The following is a 15,898-nucleotide window of genomic DNA, read 5'->3' as shown; positions in this document are numbered from 1 at the left end:
CCACTGATCTGCCACAAGATACCCGGATGCCCACCAAGGTCAACCAGAGGGAGACTCCATCAATGGATGCCGAGCTGTCCGCGCGACTCGCCAAGCTGCTCGACCGCGTCGAGGCCTTCTTGCCGCCCTCGCCGCCGCGCATAGACTGGTCGCGTGACGTGGCGGCGCTGTGGCAACGCCACCCACTGGGTGGACAACTCCTGCCGGTGCCGGTTCGCGATGCGGCAACCCTCGATGACCTGCTCGGCGTGGAGCGCCAGAAGCGCGCGCTGCTCGCCAACAGCCGCGCCTTCCTGCAGGGCCTGCCGGCCAACCACGCGCTGCTGTGGGGGTCGCGGGGCAGCGGCAAGTCATCGATGGTACGCGCGCTGCTTAATACCCTGGCCGGCGAAGGCTTGCGCCTGATCCAGGTCGATCGCCACGACCTGGCCGGCCTGCCGGGGCTGGTCCAGCAGCTGCGCGACCAGCCGCAGCGTTTCGTGGTCTACTGCGATGACCTGTCGTTCGAGGCCAACGACGACGCCTACAAGGCGCTCAAGAGCGTGCTCGATGGCACCCTGACCGGGCCGCCCGACAATGTGTTGCTCTACGCCACCTCCAATCGCCGCCATCTGCTTCCCGAGTCGCTGTCCGATAACCAGGCCACCCAGCTGGTCGGCGATGAGCTGCACCACGGCGATGCCGTCGAGGAGAAGATCTCGCTGTCGGATCGCTTCGGCCTGTGGCTGGCGTTCTACCCCTTCAACCAGGCCACCTACCTCGAGGTCTGCGAGCACTGGGTGACGCGGCTGGGCAGCGGCGAGGACTGGCACGCCGAGGCCCGCGAGGCGGCGATTCGTTTCGCCACCCTGCGCGGCGGCCGCAGCGGCCGCGCCGCCTGGCAGTTCGCCTGCCAGTGGATCGGTGAGCAGCGCTTGGGCGCGTAGCGCTAGCCTTAGGAGGTGGGCGTCAGGCTGCCGTCCGGATTGACGCTAAAGCGCACCGTTGGCATCCATAGCCCTGGCGGTAGCGTGACCCCCAGGCCGCGGACGCCGCCGGGGGTGATGGCAAGCTCGCTGCCCGCCGGCAGTTCGCCGCGACTGGCCAGCTGGCTTGCCAGCTGCACCATCGGTGCGAAGCGCTGGCGGTCGCCAAGTACGTCGAAGCTCACCGGCAGGCGCAGGTCGGCGTCGTCGCCAGGGGTCAGCGCCACGCGCTCGTCGTAGTTGCCGCTGATCGGCTCGGCGTCGGGCACGTCGAGGGTCCAGCGGAAGCCGTTGAGCTCCACCGGTGGCATGCCCCGTGGTAGCCCCAGGCCCATGGCCAGGGTGGCCTGCACCGGCAGGCTGCCGGCGCCGAGGCTGGAGGCGATCAGCGAGGTGATATCGGAGGTGTCGAGGCCGGCGCGGATGGCATAGGGGCCGATGCGCACGTCCTCCACGCCCAGCGAGGTCACCGCCAGGCGCATCGCGAACAGGCTGGTCTGGGGCATTGCCAGGCAGCCGGCCAGCAGCAGTGCCAGGCCGGTGGGCAGCAGCAGGCGCCAACGGCGGCGCAGACGTAGGACAACAAACGACATGATCACGGACTCCTGGGCATGGAATAATGGCCGGGGATGCTCCCGGGAGCGGTCGCGGGGCGCGCGAATTCTAGGGCCAGTGTAGCTGGCTGCCAAGCAATTTCGCGCACGTCGCCACCGCCGTTGCTTTGCCAAGGAATGCCGATGATAGAAAAGTGGAGAACACGGCTGATGGGCTTCGTCCTGGCCCTGCTGGTGACGACCCTGAGCGGGTCGCTGATCCAGACCCAGTTCAATCTGGCGGCGCTCGCGGCATTAGGCGCCGAGATCAGCCTGAGCACGCGGCTGACGACCAGCCTGCAGGATCTGCTCGGCTTCGCCCCGCTGTATGCTGGCATGGTGGTGCTGTCGCTGGCCGCGTCGATACCGTTGGCGGCGCTGAGTCGGCGCTGGCTAGCGTTGCCGCCCGCCTTGCTGTACCCCCTGGCCGCCGCGCTGGGCCTGTGGCTGGCGCTGCTGGTCGCCGATACCCTGGCGCCGATGCCGACCCTGATTGCCGCAACGCGCAGCCTCTCGGGGACGCTGGCGATGCTCGGCGGTGCTGCCCTGGGTGGTCTGGTATATGCCTGCTGTCGTGCCGGGAGGACGTCATGAAGCGCTTGAGTATATGGCTTGCCGCGCCGCTGCTGGCAGGGTTGGCCCACGCCGACTATCGCCTCGAGACCGTGGCCGAAGGCCTCGAACATCCCTGGTCGCTGGCGTTTCTGCCCGATGGCGGCATGTTGGTCACCGAGCGGCCGGGGCGGCTGCGGCTGGTCGACGCCGACGGCGCACTGCGCGAGGCGCCGGTCGCCGGCGTGCCCGAGGTGTTCGCCGAGGCCCAGGCGGGGCTGTTCGAGGTGATGCTGGCACCGGACTTCGCCGACAGCGGGCTGCTCTACCTGAGCTACGCCTACGGCGATATCACCGCCAACAACACCTGCCTGGGGCGCGCGCGCTTCAACGGCGAGGGGCTCAGCGGTGGCGAGGTGCTGTTCTGCGCCTCCCCCGCCAAGCGCGGTGCTGCCCACTACGGCGGACGCATGGCGCTGCTGCCCGACGACACCCTGGTGCTGACCCTGGGCGATGGCTTTGATTATCGCGAGCAGGCGCAGAATGCCGGCAATCATCTGGGTAGCCTGGTGCGGCTGAGCCTCGACGGCCGAGTGCCCGACGACAATCCCTTCCTCGGCGATGACAGGGCGCGGCCCGAGCTGTATAGCATCGGCCATCGCAACGTCCAGGGCATCGTCTATGATGACCAGCGCGACGAGCTGCTGATCAATGAGCACGGTCCGCGCGGCGGCGACGAGCTAAACCGCATCCAGCCCGGCGCCAACTACGGCTGGCCGCTGACCACCCACGGCGTCGACTACACCGGGGCGCGGATCACGCCGTTTCGCGAGCTGCCGGCGTTCACGCCGCCGCTGCTGCACTGGACGCCGTCGATCGCGCCGTCGGGCATGGCGCTCTATCGCGGCGACGCCTTCCCCGACTGGCAGGGCGACCTGTTCGTCTCGGCGCTGGCCGGTCAGCAGGTGCGCCGACTGATTCGCGACGAGGGCCGGGTGGTCGACCAGCAGGTGCTGTTCGAGGAGCTCGGTGCGCGCATCCGCGACGTGCGGGTCGGCCCCGACGGCTATCTCTACCTGCTCACCGATCACGCCGACGGGGCGCTGATACGGGTGGTGCCAGCGTCGTGAGAAACGTCGAGGGGCGCCTGAAAAGGCGCCCCTCGGCAATCGAACATGACCAGCAACCGTCAGCGGCGGTTCTTGCGCGCTTCCTTGGTGCGGCCCAGCTCGCGCTTCTTGGCTTTCTCGCGGTCGCTGGCCCCGGCGTTGCTGTCGAAGGGGTTCTTGCCCGAGCGGAACTCGAAGCGGATCGGCGTGCCGCGCACCTTGAGCACCTTGCGAAAGGTGTTGGTCAGGTAGCGCTTGTAGGCATCCGGCAGCGACTCGGTCTGGTTGCCGTGGACCACGATGATCGGCGGATTGCTGCCGCCCTGGTGGGCCATGCGCAGCTTGATGCGGCGGCCGTGGACCAGCGGCGGCTGGTGCTCGCCGACCGCGTCCTGGAGGATGCTGGTGAGGCGATTGGTCGACCAGTGGCTGTTGGCAGAGGCGAAGGCGCGGTCGATGGAGGGGTAGAGGTCGCCCACCGCGGTACCGTGCAGCGCCGAGATGAAGTGCAGCTCGGCGTAGTCGGCGAAGCCCAGGCGGCGCTTGATCTCGGCGCGCATCTTGTCCTTGGCTTCGGCCTCCAGGCCGTCCCACTTGTTGACCGCCAGCACCAGCGCCCGGCCGCTGCTCAGTACGTAGTCGAGCAGGTGCAGGTCCTGCTCGACCAGGCCACTGCGGGCATCGAGCACCATGATCGCCACGTGGCACTCCTTGATCGCCTCGAGGGTCTTGATGATCGAGAATTTCTCGGCGATCTGGCTGACGTTCTTGCGCCGCCTGACGCCTGCGGTATCCACCAGCACATAGGGCTTGCCGCGGCGCTCGAAGGGGATCTCGATGGCGTCGCGGGTGGTGCCGGCTTCATCGAAGACCACCACCCGCTCTTCGCCGAGCAGGCGATTGACCAGGGTCGACTTGCCGACGTTGGGGCGGCCGATCACGCCGATGCGGACACCGTTGCTGAGATCGGCCGGGGCGGCGTTGACCTCGCGCTCGGGGAACGGTGCCAGCACCTCGTCGATCAGGGTGGTGACATTGCGGCCGTGGGCGGCGGCAATCGGATGCGGATCGCCGATACCCAGCTGCCAGAAGTCGGCCATCGCCGAGTGCTCTTCGAGGCCATCGGTCTTGTTGACCACCAGCCAGGTCTTCTTCTGGTTGACCCGCAGGTGGTTGGCGATCGCCTCGTCGGCGGCGATCAGCCCGGCGCGGGCGTCGACCATGAACAGCACGATGTCGGCTTCGTCGATGGCCAGCAGCGACTGCTCGGCCATGGCCGCGTCGATGCCGTCCTCGTCGCCGCTGATGCCGCCGGTGTCGATGACCGTGTAGGTCTTGTCGCCGAGCGCGCCGTTACCGTACTTGCGGTCGCGGGTGAGGCCGGGAAAATCGGCCACCAGGGCGTCCCGCGAGCGGGTCAGGCGGTTGAAGAGCGTGGACTTGCCGACATTGGGCCGGCCGACCAGAGCGATGACTGGGTTCATTGTGTCTCGCGAATCTGCAGGGCTTCGAGGCGCCCGTCGTTGGCCAGGGCGTAGACCCAGCGGCCATCGGTCAACGGGCGCAGGCTGATGCCCGAGCGGTTGACCCGGGTGCGGCCGACAAAATCGCCGCTGTTGCGGTCGAGCAGGTGCACATAGCCCTCGAAATCGCCGAACACCAGCTTGTTGTCGGCCAGCGCCGGGGCGGTGATCCAGCGGCCTTCGAGGTCCTCTGAGCGCCACAGCAGGCGGCCGGAGAGGGCGTCGAGGGCGAGGATGTGGCTCGCTTCGTTGACCGTGTAGAGGGTGTCGCCGACCAGCAGCGGCGAGAGATAGCTGGAGTGCTCGCGCTCCCACAGGATCTCGCCGGAGGTTGCCTCCATGGCCACCAGGCGGCCGTTGTAGCTGGTCACGTAGAGACGCCCGTCGGGGGTCAGCAGCGGCTGGCCATCGAGGTCCACCAGGCGGTCGACCTCGGTGCGGCCCTGGGGCACGGCGATGCGCATCTCCATCAGCGGCTGGCCGCTGCGGTTGTCGAGGGTCGCCAGGCGGCCGTTGGCAAAGCCGACGAAGGTCACCGGATCGATGACCTGGGGTGTGCCGGTGCCGCGCAGGGTGAGGGCCGGCTGCGAGCTGGTGTGGACCCACACCTCGTTACCGCTGCTGCGGTCCAGGGCGGTGACGTTGCCGTCGACGCTCTGCACCACGAGCAGCTGCTGGTTGGCCTGGGGTGCGGCCAGCACCTCGCTGGAGACGCGGGTACGCCACACGACGTCGCCGTCGTTCTGGCTCAGCGCCAGTACTTCGCCGTTGCGGGTGCCCAGGTAGACCTGGCCGGCAACGGCGTTGAGGCCGCTGGAGACCGGAGTGTCGAGATCCCTGCGCCACAGGGTGTCGCCGCTCTCGGCGTCCATGGCGTAGACCTGGCCGCGCTCGTCGGCGGCGAAGATCACGCCGTCTTCGCGGCTCGGCGCGATGGGGTAGGTGGCGCGCCCGAGGCCGCGGCCGACGCGCTGACTCCAGGCGGTGCTGAAGCTGGCCTGCTCATCGAAACTGGTCAGGTCCTTGGGCGGATACTGCGGCTCCACCTTGCCGGCACAGCCGGCCAGCAGGGCCAGCGCCGCGGCGGCGATCACGAGAGTCGGTTTCATAGGGTGGCATCCTCCGCGCCGAGGTTGTCGAGCTTGAGTTGTACGCCGTACAGCGACTGGCCGTGTTCCACGGCCAGTGCCATGGCCTGGCGATAGGCGTCGCGGGCTTCGTCGTCGCGCTCCAGAGCAACGAAGGCGTCGCCGCGGATATCCTCGCGCTGGGCCGACAGCGAGTCGGGCAGGCCGCTGTCGAGCACCTCGAGGGCGGCCTCGGGATTGCCGTCGGCAATCTGTACCCGTGCCAGGCGCAGCCGCGCCAGGGCCTGGACGTAGTCGCGGGCATTGCCGTCGATGACGTCGCCGAGCGCGGCACGCGCCGCGGCCAGGTCGCCCTCGGCGACGGCCAGGCGCGCCTCGATCAGCTGCGCCAGATCGGCGTAGAGCGTGCGGCCATGGTTGTCGGTGATCTCGTCGATCAGCCCGCGCGCCTCGGCGCGCCCACCCTCGTCGAGCTCGGGGTCGGCGGCCAGGTTGAGCAGCTGCTGATAGCGCAGCGAGGCGGCCTCGGCCTGATTCTCCTGATAGTTCTGCCAGGCGTTCCAGCCCAGTACGCCGGAGATAGCGATCACCACCCCGGCAATCAGCGAGGTACCATTCTTCTTCCACCAGGCCTTGATGGCATCAAGCTGTTCTTCTTCGCTTCTCAGCTCCGCCACGGGCGGTCTCCTCTCAATCGGAATGCGTGCCACGGCGCCGCTGCGCCGCGGCGATCAAGCAACGTTCAGCAGTTCGCTCAGCGCCGCGGCCAGGCCGTCACGCGGCAGGCTGCACTGTTGGCGATCGTCGCGCAGGAATTTTACGGTGACCGTGCCCCCGGCGAGTTCATCCTCGCCCAGCAGCAGCGCCAGCCGCGCGCCGCTCTTGTCGGCCTTCTTTATCTGGCTCTTGAAGCTGCCGCCGCCGCAGTGTACCTGAACGCGCAGCTCAGGTAGCGCCTCACGCAGCGTCTCGCCCAGCAGCAGCGCCTCGCGGCCGGCGGCGGCGTCCATGCCCAGCAGGTAGAGGTCGAGGGTCGGGGTGGCCTCGGCGGGCACCAGGTCGAGGGTCTCGAGCAGCAGGATCAGCCGCTCGATGCCCATGGCGAAGCCCACCGCCGGCGTCGGCTTGCCGCCGAGCTGCTCGACCAGGCCGTCGTAGCGGCCGCCGGCGCACACCGTGCCCTGGCTGCCCAGCGCATTGGTGGTCCACTCGAACACGGTGCGCGAGTAGTAGTCGAGACCGCGCACCAGCCGCGGGTTGATCACATAGCCGATGCCGGCGGCATCGAGGGTCGCGGTAAGCGCCTCGAAGTGCTCGCGGGACTCGGCGTCGAGGTGATCCATCAGCTGCGGTGCGGCGTCGAGCATCGCCGCCATGTCGGGGTTCTTCGAGTCGAGGATACGCAGCGGGTTGCTGTTGAGGCGCCGCCGCGAGTCCTCGTCGAGCAGCTCGAGGTGTTGCTCGAAGTAGGCCACCAGAGTCTCGCGGTAGGCGGCGCGGGCCTCGAGCGAGCCAAGCGAGTTGAGCTCCAGGGTCACGTGCTCAAGCAGGCCGAGCTGCTTCCACAGCCGCGCCGAGAGCAGGATCAGCTCGGCGTCGATGTCCGGCCCCTCGAGGCCGAAGGTCTCCACGCCGACCTGGTGGAACTGCCGGTAGCGGCCCTTCTGCGGGCGCTCGTGGCGGAACATCGGCCCCTGGTACCAGAGCCGCTGGGTCTGGTTGTGCAGCAGGCCGTGCTGCATGGCGGCACGCACGCAGCTGGCGGTGCCCTCCGGGCGCAGGGTGAGGCTGTCGCCATTGCGGTCGTCGAAGGTGTACATCTCCTTCTCGACGATGTCGGTGACTTCGCCGATGGAGCGCGCGAACAGCGCGGTCTGCTCGACGATCGGCATGCGCATCTCGGCATAGCCGTAGCGCTGCATCAGTCCCTGCACCTGGGCCTCGAAGTACTGCCAGTACGGCGACTGGTCGGGCAGCAGGTCATTCATGCCACGAATGGCCTGGATCTTCTTGTCGCTCAACGCTTGCTCCTTACTCATCGCCGGGCGCTCAGGCGTCCCTGGCGAGCACGTCCTGTTCGGCCTGCTCCTTGAGGCGTACCCGCTCCCTGATCAGACGCTCGAGGTCGTCGACCAGGTGATCGTTACGCAGCTTGCTGGCCGGTTTTCCGTCGATATAGACGAGGTTGGCGGGGCTGCCGCCGGTCAGGCCGACGTCGACTTCCTTGGCCTCACCGGGGCCGTTGACCACGCAGCCGATCACCGACACGTCGAGCGGGGTCATGATGTCCTCGAGGCGCTCCTCGAGGGCATTCATGGTGCCGATCACGTCGAAATTCTGGCGCGAGCAGCTGGGGCAGGCGATGAAATTGATGCCCTTGCTGCGCAGCCGCAGGCTCTTGAGCATGTCGAAGCCGACCTTGATCTCCTCGACCGGGTCGGCGGCCAGCGATACGCGGATGGTGTCGCCGATGCCATCCATCAGCAGCATGCCCAGGCCTATCGACGACTTGACGGTGCCCGAGCGCAGACCGCCGGCCTCGGTGATGCCGAGGTGCAGCGGCTGCTCGATGCGGCTGGCCAGGTCACGATAGGCGGCCACCGCCATGAACACGTCGGAGGCCTTGACGCTGACCTTGAAGTCGGGAAAGTCGAGGCGCTCGAGGTGGTCGATATGGCGCATCGCCGATTCGACCAGCGCCGCCGGTGTCGGCTCGCCGTACTTCTTCTGCAGATCCTTCTCCAGCGAACCGGCGTTGACGCCGATGCGGATCGGGATGCCGTTGTCGCGGGCTGCCGAGACCACCGCCCGGACGCGCTCCTCGCGGCCGATGTTGCCGGGGTTGATGCGCAGGCAGTCGACGCCCAGTTCGGCGACGCGCAGGGCGATCTTGTAGTCGAAGTGGATGTCGGCGACCAGCGGTACCGCCACTTCGCGCTTGATCTTGCCGAAGGCTTCGGCGGCGTCCATGTCGGGGACCGAGACGCGCACGATATCGGCACCGGCGGCCTCGAGCTGACGGATCTGCGCCACGGTGGCGGCCACGTCGAGGGTGTCGGTATTGGTCATGCTCTGCACCGAGATCGGCGCACCGCCGCCCACCGGCACATTGCCGACGTGGATCTGGCGTGACTGACGACGTGTGATTGGAGACTGAGCGTGCATAGTGACTAGGTCATTCTCCCAGGGTGAAGCGGGCAACGTTGTTGCTGCCGGCATAGCCGGTCAGGTCGACCTGTTCGCCGAGATAGCGCAGCTCGACGCCGGTCACGTTGCCTACGGTGAGACGGAAGGGCGGCTCGCCCTCGACGGTGGCCTGGGTGCCGGGCTCCTGCAGGCCGACGAATACGCGCTGGTTGCCGGCGTCGAAGATCTCGGTCCAGGACTGCTCGTTGAAGGTCAACTGCAGGACGCCAGGATCGGCGGCGGCGCTGTCATCGGCGGCGTCGGCTTCCTCGACCTCGGCGCTGGCCGCCTCGGCGAGGTCGCCCACGGCCGACTCGTCGTCGCTCGCGGCATCGTCAGCGGCATCCACGTCGCCGGGGGCTTCGGCCAGTGCCGGATCTTCGACCAACGGCTCGGTGGTCGGTTCATCGGCAGGGGCGTCGAGCAGCGGCTCTTCGGGGAGCAGCGGGTCAACGCCGGTGGGGCCATCGAGCGGGGCGTCGTCGACCAGCCCCAGGTCGCTTTCATCATCGGGTAGCGGCGGCAGCGGCTCACTGCCGGAGGCGAGGTCCTCGTCACTTTCGCCTTCGGTGATGGTGGTGCCGTCGAGGGTGTCGACGGCCACCGGCTCGCCGCCGCCCATGCCCAGCAGGTCGGTGCCTTCACGGCTTTGCCACCACAGCAGGGTTAGGCCGAGCAGCGCCACGATCACCAGCAGGGTGACCAGCTTGAATAGCCAGGCGCCAAGCTTGGAGGGCGGCTTGGTGACGTGTACCGGTGTCACCTTGCGCTCGGCCTCGGCGCTGCCGAAGCGCGCATTGTAGGCAGCGACGACCGGCTTGTCGTCGATGCCCAGGAGCCGTGAGTAGGCGCGCAGGTAGCCGCGTCGATAGGCGGCCACCGGCACTTCGTCGTAGCTGTCGCTCTCCAGGCCGCGCACCACCGCCGGGCGCAGGTTGAGGGCGGTGGCGACCTCGTCGAGGGGCATGCCCTGACGCTCGCGTTCGCGCTTGAGCATGTCGCCGGGTGACGATTGGGGGGCAAAGTCCGCTACGTCGTTATCGTGAGTGTCGCTCATGGCTGAGCATCCTTCGTCAATATTCGGTGATCAGGGTGCATGACCCAGGGCATTGAGCTGCTCGGTGAAGAAACGCCGATTCTCGATATCGCCGCGCGCATCGGCGATGTCGCGGGCCAGTTCGAGACTGGCCGGCGTAGTGCCGGCCAGGCGCATGAACGATTGCAGCTGCTCCCAGGCCCGCGCATGGTTGCCCCGGGCATATTCGATCTCGGCCAACGTGAAATAACTGCGCGGGCTGCGCGAGTCGATGGCCTGGGCGCGCTCGAGGTTGGTGACTGCCGCGCCGAGATTGCCTATTTCGCGCTGGCACTGCCCCAGATTGGCGAACAGTTGGGCGCGATTGTCGTATTGGGTATCTTGAGTGGCCTGCTCGAGCTGCGTGCAGGCCTCTCTCAGGCGGCCTTGATCATACAGGAAGGCCGCATAGTTGTTGCGCGCCCGAGTGTAGCCGGCATCGGCCGAGAGGGCGCGCTGGAAGTGTTCGTCGGCGAGCTCGTCCTCGCCCTGGCGCTGATAGACCATGGCCAGCGCCTGGAGCGTCTCGGGGGCGTTGGGCGCCACGGCCAGGGCACGGTTCAAGGCGCCCTGGGCGCGCGGGAGGTTGTCGCGTTCGAGGTAGGCCATACCCAGCTGGGTATAGGCATCGGCCGGACTGGTGCCGCTGTCAGGCTGTGCCGGTTGGCTGCTACAGCCGGTCAGCCAGACGGCGCCGAACAGGCCGATCAGTAGCGGCCGTAGCGAGCGGCATCCTGGCTGGGCGTAGCGACGAATCATCGAGTCCTCTCGGCGCATGGGTGTAGGGTCGCATCGGGCCGCCGTGCGAAGGCTGCAGGATGCAACAACAGCTTGAAAAACCTACCCATCAAAGCGCTGTGTCCGGTTGAAGTCAAGGTCGCCACCCGCCTCAGTCTGCGTCGAGCTGAATCGATTGAATGTAGCGGGCATGGCGCTTGGTACGATCCTTGACGCGCCCCACCAGCTGGCCGCAGGCGGCATCTATGTCGTCGCCGCGGGTGGTGCGAACCGGGGCATTGTAGCCCAGCTCGTAGAGCCACTGCTGAAAGCGCATCACCTGGTTGCGCGACGGCTTCTCATACCCCGAGTGCGGGAAGGGGTTGAACGGAATCAGGTTGATCTTGCACGGCAGCTCGCGCAGCAGTTCGGCCAGCTGGGTGGCGTGCTGCTGCTGGTCGTTGACGTCCTTGATCAGGGTATATTCGATGGTCACCACGCGGGCGCTGTCACACTTGGCCAGGTAGCGATGGCAGGCGTCGAGCAGGGCGCGGATGTTGTACTTGCGGTTGATCGGCACCAGTTCGCTGCGCAGCTCGTCGGTGGCGGCATGCAGCGAGATCGCCAGGCTCACGTCGATGTCGTCGCCCAGCTTGTCGAGCATCGGCACCACGCCCGAGGTGGACAGGGTGACGCGACGCTTGGACAGGCCGTAGGCGCTGTCGTCGAGCATCAGCTTCATCGCCGGCACCACGTTGTCGTAGTTCATCAGCGGCTCGCCCATGCCCATCATCACCACGTTGGTGACGGCACGCTGGGCGGTATCCTTCTGCGGCCCCGCGCTGCGGCTGGCGACCCACACCTGGCCGATGATCTCGGCGGCGGTGAGGTTGCGCTGAAAGCCCTGCTTGCCGGTAGAGCAGAAGCTGCAGTCCAGCGAGCAGCCGACCTGGGACGACACGCACAGGGTGCGGCGCGAGCCGTTGTCGGCGGGGATCAGCACGGTCTCGACGTAGCTGCCGTCCTCCACCTCGAGCACCCACTTGCGGGTGCCGTCGCTGGAGGTGCCTTCATAGACCACCCCCGGCCCGCGGATCTCGGCGACCTCGGCCAGTCGCGCGCGCAGCGCCTTGGAGAGGTTGGTCATGGCCTCGAAGTCGTCGCAGCCTTCGTGGTGGATCCACTTCATGACCTGCGCGGCACGGAACTTCTTCTCGCCGATGGAGAGAAAGAAGGCCTCCATCTGCTCACGAGACAGGCCCAGCAGGTTGGTGCATTGGGGAGCGGTAGTGGCAGTCATGGCGGTCAGCGAGTCGGTGGGGCAGGGGCGCCGGGCGCCCCTGCGGGAAGGCGTGACGCGCTTCCTCAGCGCGGGCAGATCTCGTCGGCACCAAAGAAGTAGGCGATCTCGCGCTCGGCCGAGGCGGCGGAGTCGGAGCCGTGCACGGCGTTGGCATCGATGGACTGGGCGAAGTCGGCGCGGATGGTACCGGCGGCGGCTTCCTTGGGATTGGTGGCGCCCATCAGCTCGCGGTTCTTGGCAATTGCGCCTTCGCCTTCGAGCACCTGAACCACTACCGGGCCGGAGGTCATGAAGCCAACCAGATCACCAAAGAAGGGACGCTCCTTGTGCTCGGCGTAGAAACCGCCGGCCTTGCCTTCATCGAGATGCAGCATCTTGGCGGCGACGACCTGGAGGCCGGCCTTCTCGAAGCGAGCAATGATCTCGCCAATGGCGTTCTTGGCGACGGCATCGGGCTTGATGATGGACAGGGTGCGTTCGGTAGCCATGGGGCGTGTCTCCGTTGGGTAGTGTGATGGGCTGTGTGAAAAAGGACAGCGTAAAAGCGAAAGGGTGCAATCGGCTCATCGCGGATGACATCGCGCCGCCCGCGGCAACCATGACGAACATGGAGCCGCGGGCGGCGCGACGTGAATCAAGATCGGCGCGAGGGCTGGCGGTGCGAGCGCCGCCGTTCCAATTAGCCGCGTATTATAACGCTTTCTCGTGGCATCCAACAATCATCGCGCCACGGGGCCTCATACGGTGAAGCTTTCGCCACAGCCGCACTGATCCTTGACGTTGGGGTTGTTGAAGCGGAAGAAACGGTTGAGTCCTTCCGAGACGTAGTCGACTTCGCTGCCGTCGAGCATCTCCAGTGCTTCGGGGGCGACGAAGACGCGCGCGCCGTGCTCCTCGAAGGACACGTCGTTGGCGGCGGCCTCGTCGGCGAAGTCGAGCACGTAGCTGTAGCCCGAGCAGCCGCTGGGCTTGACCGTGACGCGCAGGCCAAGGCCCTGACCACGCTCCTCCAGCACCTGCTGGATCTGCTGGGCGGCGGCGGTAGTGATCGAAAGATGGGCCATGATGTTGTCTCCTTGAGAAACGCTGCCCGATGGCAGCCACTCTAGCATAAAGGGCGTGGCATAACGGGGTGTCGACGGCTCGCCGCTCAGCGGCGCAGCGCGGTGATGGCGTGACGCAGTTCGTGAATGGCGGTGTCGACATCCTCGCGCCGGGTAAAGCGGCCGAAGCTGAAACGCAGCGAGGCCAGTGCCCGGGAGCGCGGCACCCCGATACCCTTCAGTACATAAGATGGCTCGACGCTCGCCGAGTTGCAGGCCGAGCCGGTAGAGATCGCCAGATGGCGCAGCGCCATCAGCAGCGACTCGCCGTCGACGCCGTCGAAGGCCAGGTTGACGATGTTGGGCACCGCCACCTCGACCGCGGTATTGCGATGCACGCCGTCGAGGTCGGCAAGGCCGGCCAGGAAGCGGTCGTGCAGTTCAGTAATGTGACGCTGGTCGGCCTCGCCTTCGGCGCTGGCCAGGGCGAAAGCTTCGCCCATGCCGACGATCTGATGGGTGGCCAGGGTGCCGGAGCGCATGCCGCGCTCGTGGCCGCCGCCATGGATCAGCGCCTCGAGGCGGATGTCCGGGCTGCGTCGCACATAGAGCGCGCCGATGCCCTTGGGGCCATAAAGCTTGTGCGCCGACAGCGATAGCAGGTCGATGCCCATGGCGGCGACGTCCAGCGGCAGCTTGCCGGCGGCCTGGGCGGCGTCGACGTGGAAGGCCGCGCCGCGAGCGTGGCTGACCTCGGCCAGCGCGGCCAGGTCGTTGATCACGCCGAGCTCGTTGTTGACCGCCATAAGCGACACCAGCACGGTGTCGTCGCGCAGCGCCTCGGCCAGCTGGGTGGGCGTGACGCGCCCGTCGGGCTGCGGGTCGAGCCAGGTCACCTCGAACCCTTCGGCCTCGAGTGCCTTGGCGGTGTCGACGATCGCCTTGTGTTCGATGCGCGAGGTCACCAGGTGGCGGCCGCGGGCGCGATTGGCGCGCATGAAGCCGATCAGCGCCAGGTTGTCGGCCTCGGTGGCGCCGCTGGTCCAGACGATCTCGCGGGGGTCGGCGCCGATCAGGTCGGCGACCTGGCGCCGCGCGCCTTCCACCGCCTGCTCCGCCAGCCAGCCGGGCATATGGCTGCGCGAGGCGGGATTGGCGAAGGTGCCGCCCATGGTCAGGTGGCCGGCCATGACCTCGGCGACGCGGGGGTCGACCGGGGTGGTGGCGGCGTAGTCGAGGTAGACCGGAGCGCTCATTGCGGCGACACCGCGATGGTGGCGTCGTCGGTGCGGCGCCGCTGGCGCTCGGCGATATGCTGCACCTCGTGGCGATCGACCAGGGTGCCGAGGGTGATACCGTCGAGGAAACCGTGGATTTCCTGGGACAGCTCGCACCACAGGTGGTGGGTCAGGCAGACATCGCCGCGCTGGCAGTCGGACAGCCCCTGGCAGCGGGTCGCGTCCACCGACTCGTTGACCGCGTCGATGACCCGCGCCACCGAGATGCTGGCCGGCGGATGGGCCAGCTGGTAGCCGCCGCCGGGGCCGCGCACGCTCTTGACCAGCTGAGCCCGGCGCAGGCGGGCGAACAGCTGCTCGAGGTAGGACAGCGAGATCTCCTGGCGCTTGGAGATATCGGCCAGGCAGGAGGGCCCGTGCCTGGCGTTGAGGGCCAGGTCGAGCATCGCGGTGACGGCGTAGCGTCCTTTGGTGGTCAAGCGCATAGGGTCATCGCAGCCTGATGGCGTATCGCAAAGCGCCATTATGGGAAAAACCCAGCACCCCGGTCAACTTTAGCCGCTCTGCCTGGCTCAGCGGTTGTCGCCGCCATCGCGGGGTGGTTGCTCGTCGCGCGGCGGGCAGCAGCTGTCGACGTCATCGAGAATCTCGGCGAAGTCCTCGTCGCGCAGCTCCGGCAGGCGGCCATCGCGATAGCTGGCGTCGAGCTTGCGCAGCGTGCCGCACATCTGCTCGATGCGCTCGTCGACGGCGTGCATGTGGTCGAGCATCGCCTGCATCGAGCGCGCTACCGGGTCGGGCATGTCCTGGCTGACCCCGTAGGCATCGAAGCCGAACTTCTGGCAGATCGCTTCGCGGCGGGCCGGGTCGACGTCGAGCACGGCTTCGACATCGGGGTCGGCGCGCTTGACGACCTTGCCGGGAATGCCGACCACCGTGGCGCCGGCCGGCACCTCCTTGGTGACCACCGCGTTGGAGCCCACCTTGGCGCCGGCGCCGACGGTGAAGGGGCCGAGGATCTTGGCGCCGGCGCCGACGATCACCCCGTCGCCCAGCGTCGGGTGGCGCTTGCCCTGGTTCCAGCTGGTGCCACCCAGGGTGACGCCCTGGTAGAGGGTCACGTCGTTGCCGACCTCGGCGGTCTCGCCGATCACCACGCCCATGCCGTGGTCGATGAAGAAGCGCCGGCCGATGGTCGCACCGGGGTGAATCTCGATGCCGGTAAGCCAGCGCGAGAAGGTCGACAGGGTGCGCGCCAGCCACTTGAGGTTCTTCTGCCACAGCCAGTGGCCGCAACGATGCAGCAGCAGGGCGTGCAGACCGGGGTAGTTGGTCAGCACTTCGAGGAAGTTGCGCGCCGCGGGGTCGCGGGCGAATACGCTGTTGATGTCTTCACGCAGTCGGGCAAACATGCGGCAATCCTTGAATAATGTTGAGCCGGTCGCATAGGCACGGCCGTTGACGGCTGGTTTCATTATTGGGGTGGGGTCGGCCCCCTGCAAGGCA

General features: G+C 67.5%; 17 protein-coding genes. 3 read left to right on the top strand and 14 right to left on the bottom strand.

Features of this window, described 5'->3' with window-relative positions:
* Positions 1 to 62: 62 nt before the first annotated feature.
* Positions 63 to 926: an ATP-binding protein gene (locus QC821_RS07660; RefSeq protein ID WP_309719216.1), complete on the top strand. Its 864-nt coding sequence runs from the start codon at positions 63 to 65 to the stop codon at positions 924 to 926.
* 8 nt (positions 927 to 934) lie between these two features.
* Here QC821_RS07660 and QC821_RS07655 read toward each other — a convergent pair whose 3' ends face one another.
* Positions 935 to 1,558 carry a hypothetical protein gene (locus tag QC821_RS07655; protein ID WP_309719213.1) on the bottom strand — a complete coding sequence of 208 codons (624 nt, stop codon included), beginning with the start codon at positions 1,556 to 1,558 and terminating at the stop codon, positions 935 to 937.
* A 171-nt stretch (positions 1,559 to 1,729) separates the two neighbouring features.
* On the opposite strand from QC821_RS07655, the gene QC821_RS07650 reads away from it, so the two are divergent.
* Together QC821_RS07650 and QC821_RS07645 are read left to right on the top strand one after the other, a co-directional pair.
* Positions 1,730 to 2,152, top strand: coding sequence for a hypothetical protein (locus QC821_RS07650; RefSeq protein WP_309719210.1), 423 nt, complete (start codon positions 1,730 to 1,732; stop codon positions 2,150 to 2,152).
* Positions 2,149 to 3,240 carry a PQQ-dependent sugar dehydrogenase gene (locus tag QC821_RS07645; RefSeq protein WP_309719207.1) on the top strand — a complete coding sequence of 364 codons (1,092 nt, stop codon included), beginning with the start codon at positions 2,149 to 2,151 and terminating at the stop codon, positions 3,238 to 3,240. The genes QC821_RS07650 and QC821_RS07645 overlap by 4 nt, the downstream gene beginning before the upstream one ends.
* Positions 3,241 to 3,299: 59 nt before the next feature.
* On the opposite strand, the gene der is transcribed toward QC821_RS07645, so the two are convergent.
* The 13 genes from der to cysE form a co-directional block, all read right to left on the bottom strand.
* Positions 3,300 to 4,703: a ribosome biogenesis GTPase Der gene (gene der, locus QC821_RS07640; RefSeq protein WP_309719204.1), complete on the bottom strand. Its 1,404-nt coding sequence runs from the start codon at positions 4,701 to 4,703 to the stop codon at positions 3,300 to 3,302.
* Entirely contained in the window at positions 4,700 to 5,851 is a 1,152-nt protein-coding gene (gene bamB, locus QC821_RS07635; protein WP_309719202.1) for an outer membrane protein assembly factor BamB, read from the bottom strand. Before bamB ends, der begins: the two co-directional genes overlap by 4 nt.
* On the bottom strand, positions 5,848 to 6,507 hold the full coding sequence (locus QC821_RS07630) for a YfgM family protein (protein ID WP_309719200.1): 660 nt from the start codon (positions 6,505 to 6,507) through the stop codon (positions 5,848 to 5,850). The genes bamB and QC821_RS07630 overlap by 4 nt, the downstream gene beginning before the upstream one ends.
* Before the next feature lie 54 nt (positions 6,508 to 6,561).
* Positions 6,562 to 7,869 carry a histidine--tRNA ligase gene (gene hisS, locus QC821_RS07625; protein WP_309719197.1) on the bottom strand — a complete coding sequence of 436 codons (1,308 nt, stop codon included), beginning with the start codon at positions 7,867 to 7,869 and terminating at the stop codon, positions 6,562 to 6,564.
* A gap of 10 nt (positions 7,870 to 7,879) precedes the next feature.
* Entirely contained in the window at positions 7,880 to 8,995 is a 1,116-nt protein-coding gene (gene ispG / locus QC821_RS07620) for a flavodoxin-dependent (E)-4-hydroxy-3-methylbut-2-enyl-diphosphate synthase (RefSeq protein WP_309719194.1), read from the bottom strand.
* A 10-nt stretch (positions 8,996 to 9,005) separates the two neighbouring features.
* Positions 9,006 to 10,073, bottom strand: a complete 1,068-nt coding sequence (locus tag QC821_RS07615; protein ID WP_309719191.1) for a RodZ domain-containing protein — start codon at positions 10,071 to 10,073, stop codon at positions 9,006 to 9,008.
* 30 nt (positions 10,074 to 10,103) lie between these two features.
* A complete protein-coding gene (pilW, locus tag QC821_RS07610) occupies positions 10,104 to 10,850 on the bottom strand; it encodes a type IV pilus biogenesis/stability protein PilW (RefSeq protein WP_309719188.1) in 747 nt (248 codons plus the stop codon).
* Positions 10,851 to 10,980: 130 nt separating this feature from the next.
* Positions 10,981 to 12,108 carry a dual-specificity RNA methyltransferase RlmN gene (gene rlmN, locus QC821_RS07605; RefSeq protein WP_309719185.1) on the bottom strand — a complete coding sequence of 376 codons (1,128 nt, stop codon included), beginning with the start codon at positions 12,106 to 12,108 and terminating at the stop codon, positions 10,981 to 10,983.
* Positions 12,109 to 12,173: 65 nt separating this feature from the next.
* A complete protein-coding gene (ndk, locus tag QC821_RS07600; protein ID WP_095622268.1) occupies positions 12,174 to 12,599 on the bottom strand; it encodes a nucleoside-diphosphate kinase in 426 nt (141 codons plus the stop codon).
* A 249-nt stretch (positions 12,600 to 12,848) separates the two neighbouring features.
* Complete coding sequence (locus tag QC821_RS07595) at positions 12,849 to 13,175, bottom strand: HesB/IscA family protein (RefSeq protein WP_095622267.1); 327 nt, start codon at positions 13,173 to 13,175, stop codon at positions 12,849 to 12,851.
* 86 nt (positions 13,176 to 13,261) lie between these two features.
* Positions 13,262 to 14,410: an aminotransferase class V-fold PLP-dependent enzyme gene (locus QC821_RS07590; protein ID WP_309719179.1), complete on the bottom strand. Its 1,149-nt coding sequence runs from the start codon at positions 14,408 to 14,410 to the stop codon at positions 13,262 to 13,264.
* Positions 14,407 to 14,877 (bottom strand): Fe-S cluster assembly transcriptional regulator IscR, encoded by a 471-nt coding sequence (gene iscR, locus QC821_RS07585; protein WP_309719176.1) that lies wholly within the window; start codon positions 14,875 to 14,877, stop codon positions 14,407 to 14,409. The genes QC821_RS07590 and iscR overlap by 4 nt, the downstream gene beginning before the upstream one ends.
* A gap of 87 nt (positions 14,878 to 14,964) precedes the next feature.
* Positions 14,965 to 15,867, bottom strand: coding sequence for a serine O-acetyltransferase (cysE, locus tag QC821_RS07580; protein ID WP_309719173.1), 903 nt, complete (start codon positions 15,865 to 15,867; stop codon positions 14,965 to 14,967).
* Positions 15,868 to 15,898: the final 31 nt, after the last annotated feature.

The sequence above is a fragment of the Franzmannia qiaohouensis genome (assembly GCF_031451695.1).
In the GTDB taxonomy this organism is placed as follows: Bacteria; Pseudomonadota; Gammaproteobacteria; order Pseudomonadales; family Halomonadaceae; genus Franzmannia; species Franzmannia qiaohouensis.
This window is presented reverse-complemented; position numbering and strand designations above follow the sequence as displayed.